The sequence below is a fragment of the Chachezhania antarctica genome (assembly GCF_003646465.1).
Lineage (GTDB): Bacteria > Pseudomonadota > Alphaproteobacteria > Rhodobacterales > Rhodobacteraceae > Chachezhania > Chachezhania antarctica.
In genome coordinates this window covers 65603-79683 of record NZ_QZEX01000006.1, presented here as the reverse complement: position 1 = coordinate 79683, position 14081 = coordinate 65603, and the positions used below count along the sequence as shown (strand labels likewise).

Annotated in this window: 19 protein-coding genes and 1 tRNA gene; 12 read left to right on the top strand and 8 right to left on the bottom strand. The window is 63.3% G+C overall.

The annotated features are described in order from the left end of the window. Positions 1 to 12: 12 nt before the first annotated feature. Positions 13 to 297, bottom strand: coding sequence for a preprotein translocase subunit YajC (gene yajC / locus D4754_RS13080; protein WP_121064256.1), 285 nt, complete (start codon positions 295 to 297; stop codon positions 13 to 15). A 271-nt stretch (positions 298 to 568) separates the two neighbouring features. Between yajC and D4754_RS13075 the strand changes: the two genes are divergently transcribed. The 3 genes from D4754_RS13075 to serS all read left to right on the top strand — a co-directional run bounded on the left by D4754_RS13075 (position 569) and on the right by serS (position 3920). Then, positions 569 to 1912 (top strand): AAA family ATPase, encoded by a 1344-nt coding sequence (locus D4754_RS13075; protein WP_121064254.1) that lies wholly within the window; start codon positions 569 to 571, stop codon positions 1910 to 1912. Next, on the top strand, positions 1912 to 2556 hold the full coding sequence (locus tag D4754_RS13070) for a DUF4276 family protein (protein ID WP_121064252.1): 645 nt from the start codon (positions 1912 to 1914) through the stop codon (positions 2554 to 2556). The genes D4754_RS13075 and D4754_RS13070 overlap by 1 nt, the downstream gene beginning before the upstream one ends. Before the next feature lie 74 nt (positions 2557 to 2630). Further along, complete coding sequence (serS, locus tag D4754_RS13065) at positions 2631 to 3920, top strand: serine--tRNA ligase (protein WP_121064250.1); 1290 nt, start codon at positions 2631 to 2633, stop codon at positions 3918 to 3920. A gap of 34 nt (positions 3921 to 3954) precedes the next feature. Here serS and D4754_RS13060 read toward each other — a convergent pair whose 3' ends face one another. The 3 genes from D4754_RS13060 to D4754_RS13050 form a co-directional block, all read right to left on the bottom strand. Beyond that, a complete protein-coding gene (locus tag D4754_RS13060; RefSeq protein WP_121064249.1) occupies positions 3955 to 4650 on the bottom strand; it encodes a helix-hairpin-helix domain-containing protein in 696 nt (231 codons plus the stop codon). Positions 4651 to 4840: 190 nt separating this feature from the next. After that, positions 4841 to 5827 carry a fatty acid desaturase gene (locus tag D4754_RS13055; protein ID WP_121064247.1) on the bottom strand — a complete coding sequence of 329 codons (987 nt, stop codon included), beginning with the start codon at positions 5825 to 5827 and terminating at the stop codon, positions 4841 to 4843. A gap of 450 nt (positions 5828 to 6277) precedes the next feature. Next, on the bottom strand, positions 6278 to 6517 hold the full coding sequence (locus tag D4754_RS13050; protein WP_121064245.1) for an Lrp/AsnC family transcriptional regulator: 240 nt from the start codon (positions 6515 to 6517) through the stop codon (positions 6278 to 6280). A gap of 137 nt (positions 6518 to 6654) precedes the next feature. Between D4754_RS13050 and hisB the strand changes: the two genes are divergently transcribed. Genes hisB through D4754_RS13020 form a run of 6 tightly spaced genes read left to right on the top strand, consistent with a single transcriptional unit; the run spans position 6655 to position 9997 of the window. Further along, positions 6655 to 7242, top strand: coding sequence for an imidazoleglycerol-phosphate dehydratase HisB (hisB, locus tag D4754_RS13045; RefSeq protein WP_121064243.1), 588 nt, complete (start codon positions 6655 to 6657; stop codon positions 7240 to 7242). Between the two features lie 5 nt (positions 7243 to 7247). Then, positions 7248 to 7886 (top strand): imidazole glycerol phosphate synthase subunit HisH, encoded by a 639-nt coding sequence (hisH, locus tag D4754_RS13040; RefSeq protein ID WP_121064241.1) that lies wholly within the window; start codon positions 7248 to 7250, stop codon positions 7884 to 7886. Positions 7887 to 7913: 27 nt separating this feature from the next. Further along, positions 7914 to 8633 (top strand): 1-(5-phosphoribosyl)-5-[(5-phosphoribosylamino)methylideneamino]imidazole-4-carboxamide isomerase, encoded by a 720-nt coding sequence (hisA, locus tag D4754_RS13035; protein WP_121064239.1) that lies wholly within the window; start codon positions 7914 to 7916, stop codon positions 8631 to 8633. A 3-nt stretch (positions 8634 to 8636) separates the two neighbouring features. Beyond that, complete coding sequence (locus D4754_RS13030; RefSeq protein WP_240453878.1) at positions 8637 to 8927, top strand: hypothetical protein; 291 nt, start codon at positions 8637 to 8639, stop codon at positions 8925 to 8927. Next, positions 8928 to 9689, top strand: coding sequence for an imidazole glycerol phosphate synthase subunit HisF (gene hisF, locus D4754_RS13025; protein WP_121064237.1), 762 nt, complete (start codon positions 8928 to 8930; stop codon positions 9687 to 9689). Then, the gene (locus D4754_RS13020) at positions 9686 to 9997 is read left to right on the top strand and encodes a phosphoribosyl-ATP diphosphatase (RefSeq protein ID WP_121064235.1); all 312 of its coding nucleotides are present in this window, start codon (positions 9686 to 9688) and stop codon (positions 9995 to 9997) included. The genes hisF and D4754_RS13020 overlap by 4 nt, the downstream gene beginning before the upstream one ends. Positions 9998 to 10171: 174 nt before the next feature. On the opposite strand, the gene D4754_RS13015 is transcribed toward D4754_RS13020, so the two are convergent. The 3 genes from D4754_RS13015 to rlmB form a co-directional block, all read right to left on the bottom strand. Beyond that, positions 10172 to 10645 (bottom strand): CoA-binding protein, encoded by a 474-nt coding sequence (locus D4754_RS13015; RefSeq protein WP_121064780.1) that lies wholly within the window; start codon positions 10643 to 10645, stop codon positions 10172 to 10174. A 239-nt stretch (positions 10646 to 10884) separates the two neighbouring features. Then, on the bottom strand, positions 10885 to 11343 hold the full coding sequence (locus tag D4754_RS13010; RefSeq protein ID WP_240453877.1) for a YHS domain-containing (seleno)protein: 459 nt from the start codon (positions 11341 to 11343) through the stop codon (positions 10885 to 10887). Positions 11344 to 11515: 172 nt separating this feature from the next. Next, positions 11516 to 12289 (bottom strand): 23S rRNA (guanosine(2251)-2'-O)-methyltransferase RlmB, encoded by a 774-nt coding sequence (gene rlmB / locus D4754_RS13005; RefSeq protein ID WP_121064777.1) that lies wholly within the window; start codon positions 12287 to 12289, stop codon positions 11516 to 11518. Positions 12290 to 12432: 143 nt separating this feature from the next. Between rlmB and D4754_RS23980 the strand changes: the two genes are divergently transcribed. From D4754_RS23980 to D4754_RS12995, 3 genes are all read left to right on the top strand, one after another. Continuing rightward, positions 12433 to 12516: transfer RNA gene (locus tag D4754_RS23980), tRNA-Tyr, on the top strand. 103 nt (positions 12517 to 12619) lie between these two features. After that, complete coding sequence (locus tag D4754_RS23975) at positions 12620 to 13126, top strand: polysaccharide deacetylase family protein (RefSeq protein WP_163025899.1); 507 nt, start codon at positions 12620 to 12622, stop codon at positions 13124 to 13126. A 30-nt stretch (positions 13127 to 13156) separates the two neighbouring features. Further along, positions 13157 to 13483 carry a polysaccharide deacetylase family protein gene (locus tag D4754_RS12995; protein WP_121064231.1) on the top strand — a complete coding sequence of 109 codons (327 nt, stop codon included), beginning with the start codon at positions 13157 to 13159 and terminating at the stop codon, positions 13481 to 13483. Here D4754_RS12995 and D4754_RS12990 read toward each other — a convergent pair. Then, a complete protein-coding gene (locus D4754_RS12990) occupies positions 13480 to 13998 on the bottom strand; it encodes a DUF2478 domain-containing protein (RefSeq protein ID WP_121064229.1) in 519 nt (172 codons plus the stop codon). The two genes, D4754_RS12995 and D4754_RS12990, sit on opposite strands and share 4 nt — an antisense overlap. Positions 13999 to 14081 lie beyond the last annotated feature (83 nt).

Below are 14081 nucleotides of genomic sequence, written 5' to 3'. Positions count from 1 at the left end.
TTTGTTACCGGCTTACTCGCTGGCCGGTTCGGTCTTCGAGACCACTTGCGCGACGGTCGACTTGACCACGCGAACCTTCACGCCCTCGGCGATCTCGACATCGATATCGCCGTCTTCGCGCACCTTGGTGACCTTGCCGTGAAGCCCGCCTTGGGTGATCACATGATCGCCGCGACGCAGGGCTTCGACCATGGCCTGATGCTTTTTGACCTTCTGCTGCTGTGGGCGGATGAGCAGGAAGTACATGATCACGAAGATCAGGATCAGAGGCAGAAACTGGGCTAGTGCGCCGTCCATGGAGAGGTCCCTTTAGCGTTGAAGCGGGGGCCGACCCCCCTCAAATTCGCGCGGACCCTAGTCCGGGCGGCGCAGGGATGCAAGGCGGTGGAGCGAGCCTGTCGGCAGGGTTTGGTAGGGTTTGTACAAGGCTGGGAGGGGTGGAGTCCGGTTTGTACAAAGTGCTTCCCGAGAATAACGAGCACGTATATCGTAACACATGCAGCCCCGCATTCACCGCTACGTGAGCTCAAGCCGCATCTAACGAAACAGGAAGAAGAAAGCATCCAATTTGATCACACGGATTGAAATTGACGGTTTTAAAACTTTCAGCAATTTTAGTGCTGACTTGCGACCTTTCGTTGCGGTTGTAGGACCTAACGCAAGCGGGAAGTCGAACCTCTTTGACGCAATCAAGTTTCTCGCTAGACTGGCGGAGACTGATGTTAGGCAGGCAATGCAGGATCTTCGCGGCGAACCAGACGAGCTATTTCGGCGAACGCCTTCTGGCGCCTCAACAAAAATGACGTTCAGCTTGGAAGTCCTTCTTCCCCGCGAAGGTTTCGATGACTTCGGAACTCAATATGAAACTGCCGCTCAACGCCTTAGATACGAGATCCAATTGGAGCTCAAAGAAGACCTTCAGGGAGTATTCGTCAGCCACGAAGACTGCCGCGTGATTAAAGGCGAACAAGATAGAATCTCTTTTGGAATAAACGAGAAGATCAGTCGATCCAGCCGGAAAACCCCATTTCTAGAAACGGAGAGGGACGCTCAAGGCAACGCCAGGGTCTTTAGAATTCGTCAGGACGGTTTAGCCGAAAGTGGGACCTCAAAACGCGGCAGCCCCCTTCAGCTTCCCGCCGCGGAAGCTGCCCGAAGTGCGCTATCTACAATTGCGACGTCTGAGTTCCGTCATCTTTTTGCGCTGAAAAAACTGATTTCTGGTACTAGATTTCTCGAAATCAATCCTACGTCCGCCAGAAAAGCCAGCGACAAATACGAGGATAAGAAACTTCGCAGTGATGCATCAAATCTTGCGGCCTGCTTGTCGGACATTAAGAGGCGATCCCAGACTGACGCTAGGGAAAATGGATCTCTTTCGGACATTTCGGCCGACCTTGCGATGCTAATCCCTCAAGTGAGAAATGTCAAAATGCTAGATGACTCTCGTTCCGGAGAGTATGCATTCGAGATTGAGCTGCGCGACGAAACATCATTTAGCTCCAGAGTTATTAGCGACGGAACGATTAGGCTGCTTGCGCTTCTGGCACTAATTGATGACCCCGACAGAGAAGGAATCCTTTGCTTCGAGGAGCCTGAGAACGGCGTTCATGAGGGACGCATCCCTGACCTTATTGAGATCTTAAGAGGCGCTACCACTCAACAAAGTGAAGAAGGAGATTTTTTCCAGATATTGATGAACACACATTCCCCTGCAGTGATGCGATCCCTTGAGTTTCAGGAAGTTCTATTTGCGGATATGATTCTATCAGCAAGAGATGAAAGTAGTTCATCGGAAGTCCGCACACGGATGCGAAGGATTGCGCCGGATAAAACCCTATTTGATGATGAACATCACCTCTACCCCGCCAAAGTAGAGGAGTTGCTTAAGAAAATGGCGAGCGGCGTGTAATGTATCTGTCGTGGGCCGCGTACTATGAAGGAAGCAGTGATGAGAAATATTTTAATGTACTCATCCCTCGATTAATTGACAATATTTTGTTAAACGACGGCGTGCGCCCATATGATGTGGCTCTCACGCCCTCTGTTACTTTTGGCATCCCGGTGAGGGATTTTGATACTGCTGCGGATCAAATATGTGCCCGCCGAGAAGAATTTCACATTCTAATAGTTCACGCTGACTCAGGCGGACGAAATCTTCAGAAAAACATAGCGTTCCGCCGCGAAGCTTTGGTTGAGAAAGCGGTCGAGAAATGCGGATTCGAACCTTCCACCACTGCTTTTCTTACACCAATAAAAGAGCTTGAAGCGTGGGCCATTGCCGATTTTGAGGCTGTGCTGGCTGCCTTTGGAGCAAAATCAGATCCCGAAGGCATTTTGCCTACGACACCCAAAGAAGCGGAGGCATTACTAGACCCCAAGGCAACTCTACGCGATTTTTCTCGATCTTTTTCGAAACGCAAAAATTCGGATGCTGGGATAATGGTGCGAATAGCACAAGAACAGAATATCGAAGTTCTACGAAATGCTGCTTCATTTCTAGAGTTCGAGGAAAGCTTAAAACTAGCGCTGGAGCATGTAGGCTGCATAAAATAACGTAGCCTTCCCCTCCGCCCCATCCCACGGCATAAGCACCGTCACAACGACTCGGACCGCGAAGGACAGTTCAGATGCACGATATCCGCGCCATTCGCGAGGCCCCGGAGGCCTTTGATGCAGCCCTTGCCCGGCGGGGGGATGCGCCCGTTTCGGCCGCTCTCCTGACGCTCGACGAGGAGCGCCGCGCGAAAATCCTGGCCGCCGAGACGGCGCAGGCCGAACAGAACAAGGCCTCGAAGGAAGTCGGCGCCGCCAAGGGGCGCGGGGACGAGGCCGAGTTCGAACGGCTGCGCGCGCTCGTCTCTGCCAAGAAGGACGAGGTGGCAGGCCTGCAGGCCGAGGCGCGGGCACTGGACGAGAAGCTGACCGACCAGCTGGCGCGGATCGCGAACCTGCCCGCCAATGACGTGCCCGATGGCGGGGGCGAGGACGACAATGTCGAACAGAAGCGCTGGGGCGAGCCGCGCAGCTTCGCGTTCAAACCGCGGGAGCATTACGAGATCGCGGGCGTCGCCGGTGCGATGGATTTCGAGACGGCGGCCAAGACCTCGGGCGCGCGGTTCGTGATGCTGAAAGGCGGCGTGGCCAAGATCCACCGCGCGCTCGCACAGTTCATGCTGGACACGCACACGGAGGAGAACGGCCTGACCGAGGTGCAAAGCCCGGTGCTGGTCCGCGACGAGGCGATGTACGGCACCGACAAGCTGCCGAAGTTCGGCGAGGACAGTTACCAGACCACCAATGGCTGGTGGCTGATCCCGACTTCGGAAGTGACGCTGACCTATTCGGTGGCGGGCGATATCCTGGATGCGAAGGACCTGCCGATCCGGCTGACGTCGCACACGCTGTGCTTCCGGTCCGAGGCGGGTTCGGCCGGGCGGGACACGGCGGGGATGTTGCGGCAGCACCAGTTCGAGAAGGTCGAGATGGTGTCGATCACCCATCCTGACGAAAGCGATGCCGAGCAGCAGCGGATGCTGAAATGCGCGGAAGGCATCCTTGAGAAGCTGGGCGTGCCCTACCGGACGATGGTGCTGTGCACGGGCGACATGGGCTTCGGCGCGCGGCGGACCTTCGACATCGAGGCCTGGCTGCCGGGGCAGGATGCGTATCGCGAGATCTCGTCGGTCTCCACCACGGGCGAATTCCAGGCGCGGCGGATGAATGCGCGCTTCCGCGAGGTTGGCGGCAAGCCCCGGTTCGTGCATACGCTGAACGGCTCGGGCCTGGCCGTGGGGCGCTGCCTGATCGCGGTGCTGGAGAACGGGCAGGAAGAGGACGGATCGGTCACCCTGCCTGCCGTTCTGGCGCCCTATCTTGGCGGCAAGACCATCCTGTCCGCGGAGGGAAAGCTGGTCTGAGCCCTGCCCCGCCGTCTTGTGCGGCGGGGTCCGGTCATTTCTTCTTCCTGGCCTTGTCGCGCAGCGCCTTTGCGGCCTTCTTCGCTTTTTCGCGCGCGGCCTTGGCGGCCTTCTTCGCGGCGGCCTTGATCTTCTTCTCGGCCTTCTTGGCTTCTTTCTTGGCCTTCTCGGCGGCTTTTTTCGCGTCTTTCTTGGCCTTGTCCGCGTCTTTCTTCTTCTTGTCGGCGGCCTTCTTCTTGGCCTTCTTCGCCGCCTCTTCAGCTTTCCTGGCAGCCTTCTTGGCCTCCTTCTTCGCCGCGGCTTCGTCCTGCGCCTTGTCCTTGGCGGTGGGCGCTGGCGTCGCCGGGGCCGTGGCAGCCGGCGCCCGGGTCGCGGCCGGTTTTGCGGCAGTCTTGGTGGGCGCGCGCGGCTTGGCCGTGGGCTTGGCCGCCGTGGTCGTGCGCCGTGCCGGGGATGCTTTTTTCGCTGCGGCGGGCTTGGCCGTGGTCCGCGTCGCGGGTTTGCGGCGTGAGGTCGTTGCGGCAGGCGTCACGGCCGGCTTGACGTCGGAGGCGATGACCTCCTTCGCCGCGGCGATCAGGGTCGTGGCGCGGTTTTCGCTGATCCCGTCGATGGATGTCAGCGTGGCCGGAGTTGCGGCGGCCAGTTTCTCGGCACTGGAAATGCCGGCGTCGTTCAGCGCCTTCGCCAGGGCGGGCCCCACACCGCGGACGCGTTGGATCGGGATCATGTATGCTCCTGTTCTGACACCGTTTCCCCTGTCGGCCGGTCCTGTCCGACCTGGGATCCGGGCCTTTGGTTCCTAGTCGGCAAATGTATATACATATCCGGATTTCGCAACCCCACGACGAAAAAACGCAAGGCCTTCGCCTTGCGTTTGCTGTCGCGTTTCGCGGCCATGGTCAGGGTCAGGGTCAGGGTCAGACCGCGGCGGCCGCCGACATGTCGGGCCGGTTCTTCGGGAATGGCACGAGGCGGTTGTGCTCCTCGTCCCACAGCTTCAGGCGCAGGGCGGCCACCGCTTCGGGGAACTTGATCCGGCGCAGCGCGACCTCTTCGGGCAGGCTGTAATGGCAGCGGCGCAACTTGTAGCAGGGGATGCGCGCGTTGAAATGGTGGATGTCATGGAGCGTGATCCACGCCACCGCCATGTCGAAGAACCACCCGAAGTCGAGGCAAGACGACCCCTGCAGCGCCGCGATCTGCGGGTCGAGGTCGGGGCGCCGGTCCCAGTAGGTGTCTTCGAAATTGTGCTGAAGGTAGACAAGAAACACGCCGATCATGCCGCCCAGCATCGAGGCCCCGAACCAGACCAGGATCCCCGTCCAGCCTGCGAGCATGTAGAGGATCCCCATCACGCAGACGATCGAGACGTTATGCAGGATCACGCCAACGGGCCCGAACTTCATCGTGTTCTTGGGCCAACGGTAGCGGATGAAATAGGTAAAGAGCGCGCCGGCCGGAATCAGCACGAAGGGGTTGCGATACAGCCGGTAGACCAGCCGGTCCCATGTCCCCGCCTCGTTCCATTCGCGCAGGGTCATGGTGTGGATCTCGGTCGTTTCGCGATGATCCAGATTGCCGACATAGGAATGGTGCGCGTTGTGGTTCTGCTTCATCACCTCGTGCGGCGCGAAGGTGAAGGGTGACACGATATGGCCGCCGATCTCGTTCTGGCGGCGGGTCTTGAACAGCGAATGGTGGCCCATGTCGTGCTGCAGGACGTATAGGCGCACGGCCGAAAAGGCGTGAACCACTGCCGCAGGCACCAGCACGTACCACAGGTTGACGTAGACGATCGCGAAGTAGAGCGATCCGAAATAGGCCGCGAACGTGCCCAGGTAGTTCGCAAACGCCAGCCGGTTGTCTTTCTCGGCATAGGCGCGTGTATGTGCTCTCAGATCCATCGCCCACTCTCCTTCTTCGCGTGCGCCAGGTTCCTTAAGCCGGTCGGACGCGGCCCGCATGGTCGCGCCCCTGGGGCAAGGCATGCGCGGATCCCGCGCGGCGACCCTCCCCGGCTCGGCCGATCTTAACGCTTTATTATTCGGACGTCACGAGGCGATTGCGGCGCTGCGGCGACACGCGGTGCGCGTGGCGTGGGGGACATGACGTCGCCACCTGCCCCCGGATGTTACACCCGGAACGGGGGCTCTTCCCCCCGTACTTCCGAGGTATTTCCGGACCAAAGTAGACGCCACGGTTCCCCGCAAGCCTCTCGATGGGTCAGCCCGCGCCCCGTATCCCGGCCGCGCCGGGCCGCCGGTGCCCGAAGGGATCCGGCGGGGCGGGCGGGTGGGCCCGGCAAGGCCGGGGGACGGGGCGCGGGCGATTCCGGGGGTGGTCAGAAGTCTTTGTCAGAACACCTTGAACGTCATCGTCGTGAGCGACCGTTCGATCCCGTCGATATCCAGCAGGTTGTCGTTGATGTACTTGCCCACATCGTCGCCCGTCGGCACGTAGGCCTTCATCAGCAGATCGTATTCCCCGCTTGTCGAATACAGTTCGGAATGGATCTCGCGCAGGGCGATGCGTTCGGCCACCTTGTAGGTCGTGCCCGGCTTGCAGCGGATCTGGATGAAGACGCATGTTGTCATGTCGATGGGGCTCCCGGCCGGCTGATCACGCGATGCGACGCTGACACGGGCGCGGGCCAAGGGCAAGACCGCAGCGCCAGCCCCTTGGAACCTGTGCCGCGCCGCCCTATAAGCGCGGCGAACCAAGGATATGCCCCATGCGCACCGCCCAGATCACACGCAAGACGTCGGAGACGGATATCGAGATCACGCTCGATCTCGACGGGACCGGCACCTATGACAATGCCACCGGCGTGGGCTTCTTCGATCACATGCTCGACCAGCTGGCCCGCCACGCCATGCTGAACCTGACCATCCGCGCCACGGGCGATCTGCATATCGACGATCACCACACCGTCGAGGACACGGGCATCGCGCTGGGTCAGGCACTGACGCAGGCACTGGGCGACAAGCGGGGCATCACGCGCTACGGGTCGTGCCTGTTGCCGATGGACGACGCGCTGGTGCGCTGTGCGCTGGACCTGTCGGGTCGCCCCTACCTGGTGTGGAACGTCGACATGCCCACGCAGAAGATCGGCACTTTCGATACCGAGCTGGTGCGCGAATTCTTCCAGGCGTTTTCGACCCATGGCGGCATCACGCTCCATGTCGATGCGCTGCACGGGCTGAACAGCCACCACATTGCCGAGGCCGCCTTCAAATCCGTCGCCCGCGCATTGCGCGACGCGCTGGAGGCCGATCCGCGCGCCGCGGGCGCGGTGCCTTCCACCAAGGGCGCATTGTAACGGCGATGCTGACGGCGATCATCGATTACGAAAGCGGCAACCTGCATTCCGCGGAAAAAGCGTTCCAGCGCATGGCCGCCGAAACTGGCGCGGGCACGGCCGTAGTCACGGCCGATCCAGATGTCGTGGCCCGGGCCGACCGCGTCGTCCTGCCGGGCGATGGCGCTTTCCCGCATTGCGCCGCCGAACTTCGGGGCCACTCCGGCCTGATGGATGCACTGCGCGAGGCCGTCGAAATCAAGGCCCGCCCCTTCATGGGCATCTGCGTCGGCATGCAGCTGATGGCCACCACCGGCCACGAATATGAAGAGACCGAAGGCCTGCGCTGGATCGACGGCGACGTGGTAAAGATCACGCCCGAAGACCCGAAGCTGAAGGTCCCGCATATGGGCTGGAACGACCTGGTGATCGACCGGCCCCACCCGCTGTTCGACGGGATCGCGACGGGCGATCATGTCTATTTCGTGCATTCCTATCACCTGCGCCCGGCCAACCCGGCCGACCTGATGGCCCATGTCGATTACGGCAGCGATGTCACCGCCGTCGTCGGCCACGGCACGCGGCTGGGCCTGCAATTCCACCCGGAAAAGAGCGCGTCCACCGGCCTGCGCATGATCGCCAATTTCCTGACCTGGGCGCCCTGACGCGCCCCGCGACCAAGGACACCTCCCATGATCCTCTACCCCGCCATCGACCTGAAGGACGGCCAGGCCGTCCGCCTCCTGCGCGGAGACATGGAGAAGGCGACCGTCTTCAACACCGATCCCGCGGCGCAAGCCAAGGCCTTTGTCGAGGCCGGGTGCCAGTGGCTTCACCTTGTCGACCTGAACGGCGCCTTCGAAGGCAAGCCGGTCAACGCCGCACCGGTCGAGGCGATCCTGAAGGCCTGCCCCGTCCCCGCCCAGCTGGGCGGTGGCATCCGCGATCTCGACACGATCGAGATGTGGCTGTCGAAGGGCCTCGCGCGGGTAATCCTGGGCACCGTTGCGGTGGAAAACCCCGATCTCGTGCGCGAGGCCGCCCGCGCCTTCCCCGGCAAGGTCGCCGTCGGCATCGATGCGCGCAAGGGCCGCGTCGCCACCAAGGGCTGGGCCGAAGAGACGGACGTCATGGCCACCGACCTTGCCCGCAGCTTCGAGGACGCAGGCGTCGCGGCGATCATCTACACCGACATCGACCGTGACGGCGCCATGCAGGGTCCGAACGTGCCCGCCACCGCCGCGCTGGCCCGCGCTGTCTCGATCCCGGTCATCGCCTCGGGCGGTGTCTCGTCGCTCGACGACCTCGTCGCGCTGCGCGATTGCGGCGCGGATCTCGATGGCGCGATCTCGGGCCGTGCGCTCTATGACGGCGCGCTCGACCTCGCCGCGGCGCTGGAGGCGCTGGCCTGATCCATGGGACGCTGGCTGACCACCCTGCTGGCGATCCTGACGCTGGCCCCGGTCGCGCTCTGGCTCGGGGCCGTCGCCGCCACGCTCTATCTCGGCCAGGTGCAAGGCTGCACGATCCATGAAGGCTATGCCAACCCCTGCCCGTTCCTTGGCCGCGATATCGCCGACACCGCCTATGCCCTGGGAATGTTCGCCGCCTGGGGTCCGCTCTTCCTGATGCCTGTCGTCGCGCCCGCTGGCCTTCTCTGGCTCGTTGTGGGCATTATCCGCACCATCCGCCGCCGGAGAGCCTGAATGCTGAAAACCCGCCTGATCCCCTGCCTCGACGTCGCCGACGGCCGCGTGGTCAAGGGCGTGAATTTCGTCGATCTGATCGATGCGGGCGACCCCGTCGAAGCCGCCCGGGCCTATGACGCGGCCGGCGCGGACGAGATCTGTTTCCTCGACATCCACGCCACCCACGAAAACCGCGGCACGATGTTCGATCTGGTGCGCCGCACGGCAGAACAGTGCTTCATCCCACTGACCGTGGGCGGCGGCGTCCGCACGCTTGACGACGTGAGAAACCTGCTGCTGGCGGGCGCCGACAAGGTATCCTTCAATTCGGCCGCCGTGGCCGACCCCGATGTCGTGGCGCGCGCCGCCGACCGGTTCGGCAGCCAGTGCATCGTCGTGGCCATCGATGCCAAGACGGTCGAAGGCGGCGGGTGGGAGATCTTCACCCATGGCGGCCGCAAACCCACCGGTATCGACGCGGTAAAGTTCGCGAAGACCGTGGCGGCGAAGGGCGCCGGGGAAATCCTGCTCACCTCCATGGATCGCGACGGCACCCGCGCCGGGTTCAACCTGCCGCTGACCCGCGCCATATCCGATGCGGTAGACGTGCCGGTGATCGCCTCGGGCGGGGTCGGCACGCTCGACCACCTGGTCGAAGGGGTGACGGAGGGCGGCGCCTCGGCGGTGCTGGCCGCGTCGATCTTCCATTTCGGCACCTATTCCATCTCGCAGGCCAAGGCCCACATGGCCGATGCCGGCATTCCCATGAGGCTGACATGAGCGCGCTCGACGATCTGGCCCGGACCATCGAAGCCCGCCGCGGCGCCGATCCCGAAAGCAGCTGGACGGCAAAGCTGCTGTCGAAGGGCCCCGAGAAGTGCGCCGAGAAGTTCGGGGAAGAAGCGATCGAGGCGATCATCGAAGCGGTAAAGGGCGACCGTGACCGCCTGACCTCGGAAGCCGCCGACGTGCTCTACCACCTGCTTGTGATGCTCGCCGCGCGCGATGTGAGCTTGGGTGATGTCCTGGCCGAACTCGACCGTCGCGCCGGCACCAGCGGCATCGCTGAGAAGGCCAGCCGGGAGTAAACGCGGCGCGCGGTGCGGTGCGTGGGGACCACGCACCCTACCGACGGTCGGAAGGTGATCGCCGGTGTGGGAACCTTGGCGCCATCGCCTTGGACTTCTTTGGTCTTCAAATACCTCGGGGAAGTCGCGCCGCAGGCGCGGCGGGGGCAGAGCCCCCTGCCCGTCCAGACACGATCACTTCAGTTTCGAAGAAATCACCCCGGTCGCGAACCCGCCCATCCGAAGCTCGCCGAACAGACGCTGGTACTCGATCTTCGGGCAGCGGTTCTGGATCACCGTGATGCCCCGCGCCTCGGCCTTAGCCGCGGCCTCCGGGTGCTCGATCCCGATCTGCATCCAGATCGCCTTCAGGTCGGGGAACACGTCAATCGCCTCGTCCACGATGGCAGGCACGAATTCTGGGCGGCGGAAGATATCGACCATGTCGACCGGCTCGTTCACATCGGCCAGCGACCCCACCACCTTTGCGCCGTAGAGCATGTCGCCCGCCGATGCCGGGTTCACCGGGTGCACGCGGAACCCCTTCAGGCCCAGGTAGCGCGCGACGTAGTTCGACGGCCGCACCGGATTGGTGGACACGCCCACCACGGCAATCGACCGTGTGCCGGTCAGGATCTGTTTCAGATGGGCATCGGAATAATCGGGCATGGGCCGCAGCATAGAACCGAACGCCTGTCCCCCGCATCAGAAAAAAGCGCCCAAGGCATAATGCCTTGAGCGCCAGTGCGGAACGAGGGACAGTGAACACCGAACGCGGTTCCACTGCGTTCGGCTCTCCCTACAGATAACCACGGAACGCGCCTTGCAAAGAGCATGCAAATCGGTGTGAGCGTCATGACGGGCTGAAAACGGCAAGGTCCTGCCGAAACGGCCCTCTTGAACGAAAGCTATCGGTGCAAAACCGCCGGCCAGTTCGCGTCGGCTTCTTCGATATGGGCATCGGCATCCATCTTCCAGGCCCGGTGGATCACCTGCGAATGGGTCAGGAAAAGCCGCCCGTCGCGGATGTCCCAGGCCGTAGGATCGCCGCTGACCACCATGCCGACAGCCACCCCATAGGCACAATGCCCGCCATATTGCGGCGCGAAGGCATAGGGATTGGCCTCGAACAGATCGCGGTTGCGGCGCGAGGCGAACTGCCAGATCGCCCCTTTCCACATCAGCGCATAGGCGGGCGATCCGGGCACCGCACGCTTGCGGGTGAAGTAGGCGACCGGATCGTAGCCCCCGATCGCCACGCCGGCGTCCAGGTAGTAGATTGACGCGTGCCCTGCCAGGGCCGGACGCGCCACGCCAAGCGCAGCAAGTGCTGCGGCAGAACAAAGAAAGGCGCGACGGCTGGTCATACCTGGCGACGGGGTCCGTGGATCTGGAACAGGGGCAGGGGGCGCGAGCGTTGCGCCGAGTGCCAAACTGCCCATGACGGACGCCCGTGCAAAGGGGGCTGACGGGGATGTGACCGGTCTACGCCCCCCTGACCACGCAGATGTGACCGATGCGCCGCGCTTGGCGCAAGGCTCAGCCGCGGCGGGACGCGTAAAGGGAGATCGCAGCAGCGTTCGACACGTTTAAGGAGCCGAACGCCCCCGCCGGAACGATTCGCACCAGGTGGTCTACGGTTTCCCGCGTCTTCTCGCGCAGGCCCGGGCCTTCCGCGCCCAGCACCAGCGCCACGGCGCCGCCTTGGCGGCCGTCCAGCGCCTGTTCGACTGTCAGATCCGCCTCACCATCCAGCCCCAGCGTCAGGTAGCCCAGATCGCGCAGGGTGCTGATGGCCTCGGCCAGATTGCGCACCCGCAGGTAGGGTTGGCGTTCCAGCGCCCCGCTGGCCGCCTTGGCCAGCGCGCCGGTTTCGGGAGCCGCGTGATGGCGCGGGGCGATGACGGCGCTGGCGCCCAGCACTTCGGCCGTGCGCAGGATCGCCCCCACGTTATGCGGGTCCGTCACCCGGTCGAGGCACAGCACACGCGGCGCCTCGGCCCCGATGCAAACGTCCTCGATGGATCCCCATTGCAGCGGCCGCACTTCCATCGCCGCGCCCTGATGGACCGAACCGGGATCGAGCGGTGCGGGAAACTTCCGCGGATCGGCGATCTCGGGCTCGATGCCGGCGGCGGCGATGGCGTCCGTCAGCTTGTCGGCGGCGTTGCGGGTCACCACCAGCTGCAGTTTCTCGCGCCGCGGGTTTTCCAGCGCGTCCCGCACGGCATGCAGACCGAACAGCCACACCGTCTCGGACGCCGACGTCTTGCGCGCGCGTTCCTTTTCGACGACCCATTTCGGCTTTTTCATCGCTCTGCCCCGCTGCGGATCAGGCCCCGTGCACGGTATGAAACCGGCAATGTCGCGGCCCGGATTTTCCTGTTGACGCTCATCTGGCGCGCTTGTAATCACGCCTCCACGTCCGGCGCAACGGCAACGTTCGCAGGGCTGATGGGCGACAGGCCGCAAGGTGTGGCAGGGGACTGTAACTCCCTCGCGGAGACGCACGCCTGGTTCGATTCCAGGGTCGCCCACCATCTCCCCCACGTGTTGAACGTCAGCAAAGACATAGCGTTGTCTTTCAGATTGCCACGGCAATGCCGCATCGACAAGCGCGCCGCGCTGGCGGACACTTGCCCCATGTCGGAAATCTGCATAGCCCTCACCTTCGATTTCGACGGGATGTCGAACTGGATCGCCAACGGCGCGACTTCGCCCAGCATGGTGTCGCGGGGCGAATTCGGGCCCATCGGGTTGCTGCGCATCCTCGACCTGCTGGATCGCCACGACCTGCCCGGCACGTTCTTCGTCCCCGGCCATACCGCGCTGGCCTTCCCGGATCACTGCCGCGAGATCGCCGCCGCCGGGCACGAGATCGGGCACCATGGCTGGGTCCACGAAAACCCCGTCCGCCTGACGCCCGAACAGGAGCGTGACGTGCTGCAAAGGGGCCTGACGGTTCTGGAAGAAACGACCGGCACGCGGCCTGTCGGCTACCGCTCCCCCGCGTGGGACATCAGCCCGGCGACCATACCCCTGCTGATCGAACACGGGTTCCTGTATGACAGCAGCCTGATGGGAGACGATTTTTCCCCCTACTGGGCGCGGGTGGGCGACAGGTGGACGCAGGACGGGCCCTATGTCTGAGGAGAGCCGACAGGACTGGTCGAACTGCCCGTGGCTTGGCATCTCGACGATTTCCCGTACTTCGAATATGTCCGCAACGCGCAGGGCGGCGTGCTGCCCGGCAATGCCAGCCCCGAGCGGCTGGAATTCATCTGGACCGAGGAATTCGCCTACCTGCGCGAGGACGTCGGCGCGGGCCTGATGACGCTGACAATGCACCCGCAGGTGATAGGTCGCGGCCACCGGATCCGCGCACTCGACCGGATGATCCGGCATTTCAAATCGTATTCGGATGTCCGCTTCGTAAGGCTGCAGGACTACGCGGCCGCGTGGACACAGCATCGGACCCCGAGCCTGCCAAAGGGCGCAGGCGGTTAGGCGGCATCGGCCCGCGCGGCCTGCAGCCAGTGCCACAGAGCGTCGGGTTGGGCCGCCACGGGCTCGGCCAAATCACCGGCGAAGTCGAGAAAGGCATCGTGGTTGGTGGGGTTCACGGCGGTCAGCACCGGGATGCCGGCCGCCAGCGCCTCGGCGATCACGGGGCGATAGCCGCGGCCGCCCGCTTCATGCTTGCCGAACTTGTTGACGATCAGAAGATCCGGACGTGGCGCCTGGCGCAGCCGCGCTTCCACCGCCGCAACGGATGTTTCCAGCGCCTCAGGGTCCAGCCGGCACCCGCGCGAGCCTTCGCCCAGCGATTGCGAGATCCGGATCACCGGCCCGTCGGGCAGCACCACCGCGTCCATGTCGCACAGCTCACTGTCGGCGCATTCGACGTTGTCCTGCACGATCCCGGCCAGCCGAACGCCCTTCGCCTTCGCCTCCTCGGCAAAGGCCGCCAGGCAGCGATCTGCCGCCCCCCGTCCTGCACCCGTGATATAGCCCAGACTCATCGTGTCCGCCTTTCCTGAAGACCGCGCGATCTTCGCGCATCCTGGGTCGAGCTTCAAGCGGCGTACGCGGGACAGCAACACGG

Bases quoted from the DNA above. Each gene is read 5' to 3' on its own strand.
- D4754_RS23975 (WP_163025899.1), top strand. From the start codon at position 12,620: ATGTCGGAAATCTGCATAGCCCTCACCTTCGATTTCGACGGGATGTCG.
- rlmB (WP_121064777.1), bottom strand. From the start codon at position 12,289: ATGAAAAAGCCGAAATGGGTCGTCGAAAAGGAACGCGCGCGCAAGACG.
- hisH (WP_121064241.1), top strand. From the start codon at position 7,248: ATGCTGACGGCGATCATCGATTACGAAAGCGGCAACCTGCATTCCGCG.
- D4754_RS13010 (WP_240453877.1), bottom strand. From the start codon at position 11,343: ATGACCAGCCGTCGCGCCTTTCTTTGTTCTGCCGCAGCACTTGCTGCG.
- D4754_RS13015 (WP_121064780.1), bottom strand. From the start codon at position 10,645: ATGCCCGATTATTCCGATGCCCATCTGAAACAGATCCTGACCGGCACA.
- D4754_RS13060 (WP_121064249.1), bottom strand. From the start codon at position 4,650: ATGATCCCGATCCAACGCGTCCGCGGTGTGGGGCCCGCCCTGGCGAAG.
- hisF (WP_121064237.1), top strand. From the start codon at position 8,928: ATGCTGAAAACCCGCCTGATCCCCTGCCTCGACGTCGCCGACGGCCGC.
- D4754_RS13055 (WP_121064247.1), bottom strand. From the start codon at position 5,827: ATGGATCTGAGAGCACATACACGCGCCTATGCCGAGAAAGACAACCGG.
- yajC (WP_121064256.1), bottom strand. From the start codon at position 297: ATGGACGGCGCACTAGCCCAGTTTCTGCCTCTGATCCTGATCTTCGTG.
- D4754_RS12990 (WP_121064229.1), bottom strand. From the start codon at position 13,998: ATGAGTCTGGGCTATATCACGGGTGCAGGACGGGGGGCGGCAGATCGC.
- D4754_RS13030 (WP_240453878.1), top strand. From the start codon at position 8,637: ATGGGACGCTGGCTGACCACCCTGCTGGCGATCCTGACGCTGGCCCCG.
- hisB (WP_121064243.1), top strand. From the start codon at position 6,655: ATGCGCACCGCCCAGATCACACGCAAGACGTCGGAGACGGATATCGAG.
- D4754_RS13020 (WP_121064235.1), top strand. From the start codon at position 9,686: ATGAGCGCGCTCGACGATCTGGCCCGGACCATCGAAGCCCGCCGCGGC.
- serS (WP_121064250.1), top strand. From the start codon at position 2,631: ATGCACGATATCCGCGCCATTCGCGAGGCCCCGGAGGCCTTTGATGCA.
- D4754_RS13050 (WP_121064245.1), bottom strand. From the start codon at position 6,517: ATGACAACATGCGTCTTCATCCAGATCCGCTGCAAGCCGGGCACGACC.
- hisA (WP_121064239.1), top strand. From the start codon at position 7,914: ATGATCCTCTACCCCGCCATCGACCTGAAGGACGGCCAGGCCGTCCGC.
- D4754_RS13070 (WP_121064252.1), top strand. From the start codon at position 1,912: ATGTATCTGTCGTGGGCCGCGTACTATGAAGGAAGCAGTGATGAGAAA.